General features: G+C 67.5%; 20 protein-coding genes and 1 pseudogene. 18 read left to right on the top strand and 3 right to left on the bottom strand.

Annotated elements, in window-relative coordinates; translation table 11 throughout:
- The 13 genes and pseudogenes from QZ500_RS07660 to QZ500_RS07600 all read left to right on the top strand — a co-directional run.
- Window positions 1-124, top strand: a pseudogene (locus QZ500_RS07660) (elongation factor Tu); the annotation flags it as partial.
- A 32-nt stretch (window positions 125-156) separates the two neighbouring features.
- The gene (gene rpsJ, locus QZ500_RS07655) at window positions 157-468 is read left to right on the top strand and encodes a 30S ribosomal protein S10 (RefSeq protein WP_003059431.1); all 312 of its coding nucleotides are present in this window, start codon (window positions 157-159) and stop codon (window positions 466-468) included.
- A 228-nt stretch (window positions 469-696) separates the two neighbouring features.
- A complete protein-coding gene (rplC, locus tag QZ500_RS07650; protein WP_295853181.1) occupies window positions 697-1,380 on the top strand; it encodes a 50S ribosomal protein L3 in 684 nt (227 codons plus the stop codon).
- On the top strand, window positions 1,380-2,000 hold the full coding sequence (gene rplD / locus QZ500_RS07645; protein WP_295853179.1) for a 50S ribosomal protein L4: 621 nt from the start codon (window positions 1,380-1,382) through the stop codon (window positions 1,998-2,000). Before rplC ends, rplD begins: the two co-directional genes overlap by 1 nt.
- Window positions 1,997-2,314: a 50S ribosomal protein L23 gene (gene rplW, locus QZ500_RS07640; protein ID WP_295853176.1), complete on the top strand. Its 318-nt coding sequence runs from the start codon at window positions 1,997-1,999 to the stop codon at window positions 2,312-2,314. The genes rplD and rplW overlap by 4 nt, the downstream gene beginning before the upstream one ends.
- A gap of 2 nt (window positions 2,315-2,316) precedes the next feature.
- The gene (rplB, locus tag QZ500_RS07635) at window positions 2,317-3,141 is read left to right on the top strand and encodes a 50S ribosomal protein L2 (protein ID WP_295853172.1); all 825 of its coding nucleotides are present in this window, start codon (window positions 2,317-2,319) and stop codon (window positions 3,139-3,141) included.
- An 11-nt stretch (window positions 3,142-3,152) separates the two neighbouring features.
- A complete protein-coding gene (rpsS, locus tag QZ500_RS07630; protein ID WP_007838132.1) occupies window positions 3,153-3,431 on the top strand; it encodes a 30S ribosomal protein S19 in 279 nt (92 codons plus the stop codon).
- A gap of 9 nt (window positions 3,432-3,440) precedes the next feature.
- Window positions 3,441-3,773: a 50S ribosomal protein L22 gene (gene rplV, locus QZ500_RS07625; RefSeq protein ID WP_198970249.1), complete on the top strand. Its 333-nt coding sequence runs from the start codon at window positions 3,441-3,443 to the stop codon at window positions 3,771-3,773.
- A gap of 13 nt (window positions 3,774-3,786) precedes the next feature.
- Complete coding sequence (gene rpsC, locus QZ500_RS07620; RefSeq protein ID WP_295853148.1) at window positions 3,787-4,683, top strand: 30S ribosomal protein S3; 897 nt, start codon at window positions 3,787-3,789, stop codon at window positions 4,681-4,683.
- Window positions 4,684-4,708: 25 nt separating this feature from the next.
- On the top strand, window positions 4,709-5,125 hold the full coding sequence (gene rplP, locus QZ500_RS07615) for a 50S ribosomal protein L16 (RefSeq protein ID WP_295853145.1): 417 nt from the start codon (window positions 4,709-4,711) through the stop codon (window positions 5,123-5,125).
- A gap of 17 nt (window positions 5,126-5,142) precedes the next feature.
- On the top strand, window positions 5,143-5,352 hold the full coding sequence (gene rpmC / locus QZ500_RS07610) for a 50S ribosomal protein L29 (protein WP_295853243.1): 210 nt from the start codon (window positions 5,143-5,145) through the stop codon (window positions 5,350-5,352).
- Window positions 5,353-5,361: 9 nt separating this feature from the next.
- Window positions 5,362-5,631, top strand: coding sequence for a 30S ribosomal protein S17 (gene rpsQ, locus QZ500_RS07605; RefSeq protein WP_295853142.1), 270 nt, complete (start codon window positions 5,362-5,364; stop codon window positions 5,629-5,631).
- Between the two features lie 136 nt (window positions 5,632-5,767).
- Window positions 5,768-6,283: a peroxiredoxin gene (locus QZ500_RS07600; RefSeq protein ID WP_295853140.1), complete on the top strand. Its 516-nt coding sequence runs from the start codon at window positions 5,768-5,770 to the stop codon at window positions 6,281-6,283.
- A 45-nt stretch (window positions 6,284-6,328) separates the two neighbouring features.
- On the opposite strand, the gene QZ500_RS07595 is transcribed toward QZ500_RS07600, so the two are convergent.
- On the bottom strand, window positions 6,329-6,820 hold the full coding sequence (locus tag QZ500_RS07595) for a GNAT family N-acetyltransferase (RefSeq protein ID WP_295853137.1): 492 nt from the start codon (window positions 6,818-6,820) through the stop codon (window positions 6,329-6,331).
- Between the two features lie 75 nt (window positions 6,821-6,895).
- A complete protein-coding gene (locus tag QZ500_RS07590) occupies window positions 6,896-7,576 on the bottom strand; it encodes a cytochrome b/b6 domain-containing protein (RefSeq protein WP_295853134.1) in 681 nt (226 codons plus the stop codon).
- A 129-nt stretch (window positions 7,577-7,705) separates the two neighbouring features.
- Here QZ500_RS07590 and QZ500_RS07585 point away from each other — a divergent pair, with 129 nt between their 5' ends.
- The gene (locus QZ500_RS07585) at window positions 7,706-8,152 is read left to right on the top strand and encodes a cytochrome c (protein WP_295853132.1); all 447 of its coding nucleotides are present in this window, start codon (window positions 7,706-7,708) and stop codon (window positions 8,150-8,152) included.
- A 77-nt stretch (window positions 8,153-8,229) separates the two neighbouring features.
- On the opposite strand, the gene QZ500_RS07580 is transcribed toward QZ500_RS07585, so the two are convergent.
- Window positions 8,230-8,727, bottom strand: coding sequence for a TlpA disulfide reductase family protein (locus QZ500_RS07580; protein WP_295853129.1), 498 nt, complete (start codon window positions 8,725-8,727; stop codon window positions 8,230-8,232).
- Window positions 8,728-8,997: 270 nt separating this feature from the next.
- Here QZ500_RS07580 and QZ500_RS07575 point away from each other — a divergent pair, with 270 nt between their 5' ends.
- The 4 genes from QZ500_RS07575 to QZ500_RS07560 form a co-directional block, all read left to right on the top strand.
- Window positions 8,998-9,573, top strand: coding sequence for a hypothetical protein (locus QZ500_RS07575; protein ID WP_295853126.1), 576 nt, complete (start codon window positions 8,998-9,000; stop codon window positions 9,571-9,573).
- Between the two features lie 58 nt (window positions 9,574-9,631).
- A complete protein-coding gene (locus tag QZ500_RS07570; protein WP_295853125.1) occupies window positions 9,632-10,078 on the top strand; it encodes a PTS fructose transporter subunit IIA in 447 nt (148 codons plus the stop codon).
- The gene (locus QZ500_RS07565; protein ID WP_295853122.1) at window positions 10,047-10,316 is read left to right on the top strand and encodes an HPr family phosphocarrier protein; all 270 of its coding nucleotides are present in this window, start codon (window positions 10,047-10,049) and stop codon (window positions 10,314-10,316) included. Before QZ500_RS07570 ends, QZ500_RS07565 begins: the two co-directional genes overlap by 32 nt.
- A 145-nt stretch (window positions 10,317-10,461) precedes the next feature.
- A partial coding sequence (locus tag QZ500_RS07560) for a phosphoenolpyruvate-utilizing N-terminal domain-containing protein (protein WP_295853119.1) occupies window positions 10,462-11,453 on the top strand: 992 nt, incomplete at its 3' end.

The raw sequence follows: 11,453 nt of genomic DNA, 5'->3' as shown, positions 1-11,453 counted from the left end.
CGACAACGTGTCGATCACCGTCAAGCTGATCAACCCGATCGCCATGGAAGAAGGCCTGCGCTTCGCCATCCGTGAAGGCGGCCGTACCGTCGGCGCCGGCGTGGTCGCCAAGATCCTCGCCTGATCGCACGAACCGACATACGAGGAGCAACAGCCATGTCCAAGCAAAAGATCCGCATCCGCCTGAAGGCTTTCGATTACAAGCTGATCGACCAGTCCGCCGCCGAGATCGTCGACACCGCCAAGCGCACCGGCGCGATCGTCAAGGGCCCCGTGCCCCTGCCGACCCGCATGAAGCGTTTCGACATCCTGCGTTCGCCGCACGTCAACAAGACCTCGCGCGACCAGTTCGAGATCCGCACCCACCAGCGCCTGATGGACATCGTCGATCCCACCGACAAGACGGTCGACGCCCTGATGAAGCTCGACCTGCCGGCCGGCGTCGACGTGGAAATCAAGCTGCAGTAAGCGCCGCTGCGCTCGCCGCACCGAGCCCGCAGGCCGCAAGGCCTGCGGGCTTTTTCGTGGCTTGCGCGTTCTGCGGCCGCGCTATAGAATCGCGGGCTCTGCCCAAAATGCGTCTGCATCGTGGGCGGAGCTTTTATCAACCTTCTTTCGTGCGCCGGCACTCTCATGGTGCGGCGCAACGCCCCGGCCAATTGCAGTCGGGGCGGCGGGAGTTTTGGAGAAAACACAATGAGTCTGAGCAACTCCCTCGGGTTGCTGGGTCGCAAGGTGGGCATGATGCGCCTCTTCACCGACGACGGCGACGCAGTGCCTGTCACGGTGGTGGACGTGTCCAACAACCGCGTGACCCAGGTCAAATCCCAAGAGAACGACGGCTACGTGGCCCTGCAGGTCACGTTCGGTTCGCGCAAGGCATCGCGCGTGACCAAGGCCGAAGCGGGTCACCTGGCCAAGGCCGGCGTCGAATCCGGCGAGATCATCCGCGAGTTCCGCGTGCAGGCCGACACCGCTGGCCAGTACCAGGCAGGCGGCGTGGTCAAGGCCGAGGCACTGTTCGCCGCAGGCCAGAAGGTCGACGTGCAGGGCACCTCGATCGGCAAGGGCTTCGCCGGCACGATCAAGCGCCACAACTTCGCCTCGCAGCGCGCATCGCACGGTAACAGCCGTTCGCACAACGTTCCCGGTTCCATTTCGATGGCCCAGGACCCCGGTCGCGTGTTCCCGGGCAAGAAGATGTCTGGCCACCTGGGCGACGTGACCGTCACCACCCAGAACCTCGACGTGATCCGCGTGGACGAAGCCCGTCAGCTGCTGCTGATCAAGGGTGCGATCCCCGGTGCCAAGGGTGGTTTCGTCACCGTGCGCCCGGCCGTCAAGGCCAAGCCGCAAGCCGCTGACAAGGGAGCGAAGTAATGGAACTCGAACTCCTGAACGACCAGGGCCAGGCCGCATCCAAGTTCGATGCGCCGGAAACCGTGTTCGGTCGTGACTACAACGAAGACCTGATCCATCAGATCGTCGTCGCCTACCAGGCCAACGCGCGCCAGGGCACCCGTGCCCAGAAGGATCGCGAGCAGGTCAAGCACTCGACCAAGAAGCCGTTCAAGCAGAAGGGCACCGGTCGCGCACGTGCCGGTATGACGTCCTCGCCGCTGTGGCGCGGAGGCGGTCGCGCCTTCCCGAACAGCCCGGACGAGAACTTCACCCAGAAGATCAACAAGAAGATGTACCGCGCCGGCATGGCGTCCATCTTCTCCCAGCTCGTCCGCGAAGGACGCCTGGCCGTGGTCGATTCCTTCAAGGTGGATTCGCCCAAGACCAAGCAGCTGGCCGACAAGTTCAAGGCCCTGAATGTGCAGTCCGTGCTGGTGATCGCCGACGAAGTCGACGAGAACCTGTACCTGGCCTCGCGCAACCTGGCCAACGTGCTGGTCGTCGAGCCGCGTTACGCCGATCCGGTGTCGCTGGTGCACTACAAGAAGGTCCTCGTGACCAAGGGCGCTGTCGACAAGCTCAAGGAGTTGTTCGCATGAGCACCGCACCCAAATTCGACGAAGGTCGTCTGTACCAAGTCCTCGTCGCACCGATCGTGTCCGAGAAGGCCACCATGGTCGGCGAGAAGTCCAATGCGGTGACCTTCAAGGTCCTGCAGGACGCCACCAAGCCCGAGATCAAGGCCGCCGTCGAGCTGCTGTTCAAGGTCCAGGTCAAGGGCGTGTCCGTGCTCAACACCAAGGGCAAGACCAAGCGTTTCGGCAAGTCCATCGGCCGCCGCGACAACGTGCGCAAGGCGTACGTCACGCTGCAGCCCGGTCAAGAGCTGAACCTGTCCGGGGAGGCTGCGTAATCATGGCTGTCATCAAGATGAAACCGACCTCGCCCGGCCAGCGTGCCGTGGTCAAGGTCTCGCGCGATCACCTGTACAAGGGTGCTCCGCACGCTGCGCTGCTGGAGCCCCAGTTCCAGAAGGCCGGCCGCAACAACAACGGTCACATCACGATCCGCCACCGCGGCGGCGGTGCCAAGCACCACTACCGCGTCGTCGATTTCGTCCGCAACAAGGACGGCATCCCGGCGAAGGTCGAGCGCATCGAGTACGACCCGAACCGTACGGCCCACATCGCCCTGGTGGTGTACGCAGACGGCGAGCGCCGCTACATCATCGCTCCGCGCGGTGTCGAGGCGGGTGCGACCCTGCTGTCGGGCTCCGAAGCGCCGATCCGCGCCGGCAACACCCTGCCGATCCGCAACATCCCGGTGGGTTCGACCATCCACGCGATCGAACTGCAGCCCGGCAAGGGTGCGCAGGTCGCACGTTCGGCCGGTTCCTCCGCCACGCTGCTGGCCCGTGAAGGCGTCTACGCCCAAGTCCGCCTGCGGTCCGGCGAAGTGCGCCGCGTGCACATCGAGTGCCGCGCCACGATCGGCGAAGTCGCCAACGAAGAGCACAGCCTGCGCCAGCTCGGCAAGGCCGGCGTGAAGCGCTGGATGGGCATCCGCCCGACCGTGCGCGGTGTCGCCATGAACCCGATCGACCACCCGCACGGTGGTGGCGAAGGCCGCACCGGCGAAGGCCGCCATGCAGTCGACCCGTGGGGCAACCTCACGAAGGGCTACCGCACCCGCAACAACAAGCGCACGCAGGTCTTCATCGTGTCGCGTCGTAAGAAGTAAGAGGCAAGCACATGACTCGCTCTCTCAAGAAAGGTCCGTTCGTCGACCACCACCTCGTGGCGAAGGCCGACAAGGCCGTGACGACGAAGGACAAGAAGCCGATCAAGACCTGGTCGCGTCGCTCGATGGTTCTGCCCGAGTTCATCGGCCTGACAATCGCCGTGCACAACGGCAAGCAGCACGTGCCGGTCTACATCACCGACCAGATGGTGGGCCACAAGCTGGGCGAATTCGCCCTGACGCGCACCTTCAAGGGTCACCCCGCGGACAAGAAAGTCCAGAAGAAGTAAGGAGCAGACATGTCCGAAACACGTGCAGTCCTCCGCGGCGTCCGCCTCTCGGTCGACAAGGGCCGTCTGGTCGCCGACCTGATCCGCGGCAAGAAAGTGGACCAGGCCCTCAACATCCTGTCCTTCACCCAGAAGAAGGCCGCCGGGATCGTCAAGAAAGTGCTGGAGTCGGCCATCGCCAACGCCGAGCACAACGACGGTGCCGACATCGACGAGCTGAAGGTCAAGACCATCTACGTCGAACAGGGTGCCACCCTCAAGCGCTTCACCGCGCGCGCCAAGGGCCGCGGCAACCGTATCAGCAAGCCCACGTGCCATGTGTACGTGACGGTCGGCAACTAAAGGTCGGGAAGATATGGGACAGAAAATCCACCCCACCGGCTTCCGCCTGTCGGTCAGCCGCAACTGGTCCAGCCGCTGGTACGCGAGCAACCGTGACTTCGCCGGCATGCTGGCCGAAGACATCAAGGTGCGCGAGTTCCTGAAGGCCAAGCTCAAGAATGCCGCGGTCTCGCGCATCCTGATCGAGCGCCCCGCCAAGAACGCCCGCATCACCATTTTCTCGGCACGTCCGGGCGTGGTGATCGGCAAGAAGGGCGAGGACATCGAGAACCTGAAGAAGGAACTCGCCGTCCGCCTGAAGGTGCCGGTCGCGGTCAACATCGAAGAAGTGCGCAAGCCCGAAATCGATGCCAAGCTGATCGCCGACTCGATCACCCAGCAACTCGAAAAGCGGATCATGTTCCGCCGCGCCATGAAGCGCGCGATGCAGAACGCGATGCGCCTGGGCGCCCAGGGCATCAAGATCATGTCGTCGGGCCGTCTGAACGGTATCGAGATCGCACGCTGCGAGTGGTACCGCGAAGGCCGCGTGCCGCTCCACACCCTGCGTGCGGACATCGACTACGGCACGTCCGAAGCCAAGACCACCTACGGCGTCATCGGCGTCAAGGTCTGGGTCTACAAGGGCGACACGCTGGGTCGCAACGACCTGCCCGCCGTGGTCGAGCCGCGTGACGACGAGCGTCGTCCGCGCGGTCCGCGCCGCGACGGCCGCCCGGGCGACCGTCCGGGTGCCGACCGCCGTCCTCCCCGCCGTGACGGTGGCCGCCCGCTGGGTGGCAACGTCGCGCCGGCCGATGGCAGCGACAAGCCCGCAGGTGCCGGTGGCGCCGCGGATCCCTCCGCCGTTAAGCGCGTCCGCAAGGTAGCCGCGCCCGCTGCAGCAGCGGACGGTGCAAAGGCCGAGTGATCGGTCTGTTTAAGGAAAGATAACCATGCTGCAACCCGCTCGTCGCAAGTACCGCAAAGAGCAGAAGGGCCGCAACACCGGCGTCGCCACCCGGGGCAACTCGGTGGCGTTCGGTGACTTCGGCCTGAAGTGCACGGACCGTGGCCGCCTGACGGCCCGCCAACTCGAAGCCGCACGCCGTGCGATCTCCCGCCACGTCAAGCGTGGCGGCCGGATCTGGATCCGCGTGTTCCCCGACAAGCCGATCTCCACCAAGCCCGCAGAAGTGCGGATGGGTAACGGCAAGGGCAATCCCGAGTACTACGTGGCTGAGATCCAGCCCGGCAAGATCGTGTTCGAGATCGTCGGCGTGCCCGAAGAACTCGCCCGTGAAGCGTTCCGCCTGGCAGCCGCCAAGCTGCCGCTGCGCACCACGTTCGTGAGCCGCCAGCTCGGCACCTGATCAGGAGGATGGACACCATGACCAAAGCTGCTGATCTGCGCCAGAAGGACGTCGCCGGCATCGAAGCCGAAATCAAGGACCTGCAGAAGGCCCATTTCGGTCTGCGCATGCAGAAGGCCACGCAACAACTCAACAACACGTCGACGCTGCGCACCACGCGCCGCGACATCGCCCGCGCCAAGACCATCCTTGCCCAAAAGCAGGCCGGTTCGGACGCTGCCAAGTAAGGAGTGACCATGACGGAAGCTAAAACATCCCTCAAGCGCACCTTGGTCGGCAAGGTGGTGAGCGACAAGCGCGCCAAGACGGTGACGGTGCTGGTCGAGCGCCGTGTGAAGCACGAGCTCTACGGCAAGATCGTTGCCAAGTCGAGCAAGTACCACGCACACGACGAGAACGGCGAGTACCACACCGGCGACGTGATCGAGATCACGGAAAGCCGCCCGATCTCCAAGACCAAGAACTGGGTCGCGACCCGCCTGGTCCAGAAGGCGGCGATCGTCTGAGACGGCGCCAGCCCCTGTCTCCGATGCCTGCATCGGAGACAATGCACGACGGCCCTGCGGGGCCGTTTTTTCTTGGGCGGTCGGCGCGACGATGGCGGCCTGCCCTGTATTACCTGAACCAGAAGACGGAGCAACCATGATCAAGGTCGGTGACACCCTGCCTGCAGCGACGCTGCAGGAATATTCCGAAGTCGAGGGCAACGGCTGCAGCGTCGGCCCCAACCCGGTCGATGTGCAGAAGGCGGCTGCCGGCAAGACGATCGTGCTGTTCGCCGTGCCGGGCGCCTTCACGCCGACCTGCTCGGCCAAGCATGTGCCGGGCTACGTGGAACACGCTGCCGCGCTGCGGGCGGCCGGCGTGGACGAGGTCTGGTGTCTGTCGGTCAACGACGCCTTCGTGATGGGAGCCTGGGCGCGGGACCAGGACACCGGCGGCACCGTGCGCTTCCTGGCCGACGGCAGCGGCACGTTCGCGCAGGCGACCGGCCTGACGCTCGACCTGACGGCCCGCGGCATGGGCGTGCGCAGCTGCCGTTATTCGGCGCTGGTGGTCGACGGGGTGGTCAGGGCGCTGAACGTCGAGGCGCCCGGGCAATTCGAGGTGAGCGACGCTGCCACGATGCTGGGGCAGGTGCAGGCGGCCAAAGCCTGAGTTCTGGGGTGGACGGGGCGGAAGCGGTCCCGCCGGTTCGTCTGCCTAGATGTCGGCCTTGAGGTAGTGCGCGCCCGCGATCGGGTTGTGGTAGTACGGCGGCACTTCCTCGAAGCCGAGCTCGGCGTACAGCGCCCGGGCCGATTCCATCGCATCCAGCGTGTCGAGCAGGATGCAGGCGTAGCCGGCCCGTCGAGCGATGTCGAGCGTCGCCTCGGCCAGCTGCCGGCCCAGTCCGAAGCCGCGGAACGCGCGGCGGACATAGAGGCGTTTCATCTCGCAGGCATTGGGATAGTCCACCCCATCAAGCGGCCGCACCGCGCAGCAGCCGGCGACGGCGCCATCGACACGCGCCAGCAGCACGCCGCCGCGCGGCTCCGCATAGTCGCCCGGCAGCCCGGCCAGTTCGGCCTCGAAGCCCTGGAAGCCGAGGTCGATGCCGAGGCTGTCGGCATATTCGCGGAAGATGCTGCGGAGCGCGTCCCAGTCTTCGGCGGTCTGGGGCGTGGTCAGGGCGACGGACGGTAACGGAGGCACGGCGGACGCGGGGAAAAAGCAGAGAGAAAACGCAGTCGAGTGTAGCGACGCGGTGAAAACAGTCGGAGCCGAGCGTCAGCTGCCGAGCTGCACCAACGCAGCGGTCGCCGCGGCGCACAGCAGCAGCACCAGCAGCGCGACCATCCGGCTGCGGCTGTCGTCGCGAGAGCCGGTCGGCGCCGCGACGCCCGCCGCGGTCGGCACCACCGCATCGCCGTGCACCATCGGCCCGACGATCCGGCGCTTGCGGACCCCCACGTAGAACAGCACTGCGGCGACGTGCAGCGCCGACAGGCCGATCACCAGCCACTGGCCCCAGCTGCGGTGGTAGGAGGTGCCCTCGTCCACCACCATGCCTGGCACGAAGCGGGCCAGCGGGCCGCTGAGCGAGATCGCGTCGTCGCTGACCAGTCCGGTCGCGACCTGGGCGACGAACACCAGCAGCATCGCGTAGACCGACAGCGCGCCGAGCGCATTGTGGCCCGGCAGCGCGGCGGTGTCCCCGGTGCGGCCGGTCAGGTAGCGCCAAGCGCGGGCGGGGGAGGGCGGGAACTGCGCGAAGCGCGACCAGTGGCCGCCGACCACCCCCCAGACCAGCCGGAAGGCGAGCAGCGCCAGCACGCAGTAGCCGAGCCGGAAATGCCACACCATCGCGCCGGTCTTGGCGGTGGCAACCAGCCCGACGATCGCGGCCGCGAGGCTCCAGTGGAAGAGCCGGGTGGGCAGATCCCAGATGCGGACGGTGGAAGCGGGCATGGCGCGACAGGCAAGCGGGGAAAAGCCGCGATTGTCCTCTCTCGACCGGCGACGCGCCGGCACTACACTCCGCCGGCGGATGCCGCGCGCGGCCCGCCTGTCTCGGATGTACAACACAAAGGAATCACGATGAAATCCGTTCACTGCCTCGTGCTGGCCGTCGCTGCGGCGGCCGCGGTCCCCGCCGTGGCGCAGCCCACGTTCGCCACGCCCGCCGATGCGATCAAGTACCGCCAGGCCACGCTGAAGGAGATGCAGCAGAACTTCAAGCGCGTTGCCGACATGGCCGGCGGCCGCGAGCCGTACAACGCGAAGGTGGCCGAGGAGAGCGCGCAGAAGGCGGCCGAGCTGATCAAGCTGCCGTGGGCGGCGTTCGGCCCCGGCACCGAAGGCGGCAAGGCCCGCCCGGCGATCTGGAAGGAGCAGGCGCGCTTCAAGGAACTGTCCGAGAAGTCGGAAGCCGAAGTCGGCAAGCTGGCCGTGGCCGCCAAGACCGGCAGCCTGGACGCCATCAAGGCGGCGATCGGTCCGGCCGGCGCGTCCTGCAAGGCCTGCCACGACAGCTACCGCGACTGATTGCTATCGAAAGAAGAGCTGCCTGCGCACGCCCCGTCTGCGCAGGAGGCCGATTTCCTTGTGAAAAAGCAGTCGGCTCAGGCCGCCAGCAGCTTCTCGATCAGCTTGTGCAGTTCGGCGAAGTCGGGCTCGCCGACGTAGCGTTTGACGATGGTGCCCTGCTTGTCCACCACGTAGGTGGTCGGGGTCAGCTGCACGTCGCCCCAGGCCTTGGCGACAGCGCCGGTGTTGTCGATCGCCACCTTGAACGGCAGCTTGCGCGTCTCGGTGAAGTGGACGACGTAACTCGGCGGGTCGTAGCTCATCGCCACGGCGAGCGTGTCGTAGCCCTGTGCCTTGTACTTGTCGTAGGTCGAGACGATGCGCGGCATCTCGGCAACGCAGGTGACGCAGCTGGTGGCCCAGAAATTGACCAGCGTCACCTTGCCCTTGAGGTCCTCGGTGGACTGGCGGGAGCCGTCGAGCAGCACGAAGGTGGACGGCGGCGCGGCGCTCGCGCCGGCGCTCCAGAAGACGGCGCCCGCAGCGCCGGCCACGAGGGCGGCAGCGGCCAGGGACAAGAGGATGCGTTTCATGGCGGTCGGGTCGGGGCAGGATCGCCGCGCAGTGTAGGGCGTCCGGAAGATCGGCGTGCCGGCCACGGATGGACCGCCGGGGCGGCGAGAGGTTCCGCGCGGTAAGCGATATGCCCGCTCAGCCTGCTGCGCGACGCAGGCATCGGTCTCGGTAAACCGGCAAATCAGCACCCGGCACCCGGCACCCGCACCCGCACCTACAGGCGTACCCGCACCAGGACACATTGCAGGCACACAGCCGCATGGCGTGCCCCGGCCGATAATCGTCCGATGCGACTCTCCCGCCTCTGGCACTGCCGCTCCTCCGTGCCGTCTCTGGCAGCGGCCTGCCTCTTCGCGGGGCTGCTGGCCGGCTGCAGCCCGACGCTCAACTGGCGCGAGGTGCGCCTGGCGCCCACCCGGCTGCAGGCGCTGATGCCGTGCAAGCCCGAAGAGGCCGCGCGCGAAGTGCCGCTCGACGGCCGGACCGTTACGCTGCACCTCGCCGGCTGCGACGCCGACGGCGCGACCTTCGTGCTCGGCTGGACGGCGGTCGATCCGCCGGGCCAGCTCGGCTCGACGCTCGGTGCCTGGCAGGACGCAGCGCTGCAGCAGGCCGGTCTCACGGCCGGGCCCGATGCGCCGGCCGGCCGGCCGTTCGTGCCGCCGGGCGGCACGGCGGTGGCGCAGTCGGTGCGGATCGCGGCGACCGGCCGCCGGCCCGACGGTGCGGCACTCCCGTTGCAGGCGGCCTGGTTCGCCGCGACCGGCGGCAGCACGCCGCATGCGCTGCACGCCGCGGTCTACGGCACGCCGAAGACGGCCGAGGCGGCCGAGACCTTCTTCGCCGGCCTGCGCCTGCCCTGATGCGCCGGCGCCACAGTGCTGTCGCGACCGCCATAATGCGGCGCTGCAACGCGCGCCCATGACCAACCGCATCTTCATCATCGCCCACGCCCCGCTCGCCCATGCGCTGCGCCAATGTGCCCTGCATGTGTTTCCCGACTGCGGCAACGGCGTGGCGGCGCTCGACGTGCAGCCCAACGTGTCGCCCGACGAGACGCTGGCGTCGGCCCGCATCATCCTGAACGAACACCGCACCGGCGGCACGCTGGTCCTGACCGACGTGTTCGGCGCGACGCCCTGCAACGTGGCGCAGCGCCTGGTCGACGGCGTGCGCTCCCGCATCGTGACCGGCGTCAACCTGCCGATGCTGCTGCGTACCGTCACCTACCGCCACGAGGCGCTCGATGCGCTGGTGTCGCGCGCGGTGGTCGGCGGCACGCAGGGCGTGATGCAGGTCGCCGTCACCGCACCGCAGAACCAGGCCCGAAAGAAGCATGATCCAGACGACCACCACCATCAGCAATAAGCTGGGCCTGCATGCCCGCGCGTCGGCCAAGCTCACCAAGCTGGCGGGCAGTTTCCCGTGCGAGGTGTGGATCGCCCGCGGCGACCGGCGGGTCAATGCCAAGAGCATCATGGGCGTGATGATGCTGGCCGCCGGCATGGGCACCCAGGTGACACTGGAGACGTCCGGCGCCGGCGAGCAGGACGCGATGGATGCGCTGCTCGCGCTGATCGCCGACAAGTTCGGCGAAGGCGAATAAATGGCTCGCCCCCAGGCTGCGCGCTGCGCGCTCCGCCAGCCCCCTTCCGGGGGCGGCGCTGGCGGTCCGGCGGAGCCGGCACCGCGGCGCCCTGAGGGGGGCTTCGCTGCGCTCGCCGTCGATGAACGTTTGACGTGCGCCTGACATGACCTTCTCCATCCACGGCCTTCCCGTCGCCCGCGGCATTGCCATCGGGCGGGCGGTGCTGGTCGCGTCGAGCCGGGTGGATGTCGCCCACTATTTCGTCGACGCCGACCGCATCGCCTCGGAGATCGGCCGGGTTCGCGATGCGCGCGACGCGGTGGTCGAGGAGATCCACCGTCTGCAGGGCAACATGGCGCAGATGGGGCCGAAGGAGGCGCCGCAGGAGCTGTCCGCGATCCTCGACGTACACCTGATGCTGCTGCAGGACGAGGCGCTGGAGGACGGCGTCAAGCACTGGATCACCGACCGGCTCTACAACGCGGAATGGGCGCTCACTACCCAGCTCGAGGTGATCGCGCGCCAGTTCGACGAGATGGAGGACCCCTACCTTCGCGAGCGCAAGGCCGACCTGGAGCAGGTGGTCGAGCGCATCCTGCGCCACATGAAGGGCGTGGCCTCGCCGGTGGCGCCGCCGCGGCCGGCTGCGGCACCGCGCCAGCAGGACCTGCAGCTCGGCGACACCGAGGACGTGCCGCTGGTGCTGGTGGCACATGACCTGTCGCCGGCCGACATGCTGCAGTTCAAGCAGAGCGTGTTCGCCGGCTTCGTGACCGACGTGGGCGGTAAGACCTCGCACACCGCGATCGTCGCGCGCAGCATGGACATCCCGGCGGTGGTGGGCGCCCGCAGCGCGAGCCAGCTGGTGCGCCAGGACGACTGGGTGATCATCGACGGCGATGCCGGCGTGATGATCGTCGACCCGTCGCCGATCATCCTCGCCGAGTACGGCTTCAAGCAGCGCCAGGGCGACCTGGAGCGTCAGCGGCTCGCGCGGCTGCGGCACACACCGGCGGTCACGCTCGACGGCGAGCAGATCACGCTCTTGGCCAACATCGAGCAGCCCGAGGACGCCGCGGCCGCGGTGCGCGGCGGCGCGGCGGGCGTCGGCCTGTTCCGCAGCGAATTTCTGTTCATGGGCCGGCAGACGGCGCT

It is taken from the genome of uncultured Xylophilus sp. (assembly GCA_913776965.1).
Taxonomy (GTDB): domain Bacteria; phylum Pseudomonadota; class Gammaproteobacteria; order Burkholderiales; family Burkholderiaceae_C; genus Xylophilus.
Note: the sequence above shows the minus strand (reverse complement) of the source record. Positions and strands in the feature narration are given on the sequence as shown.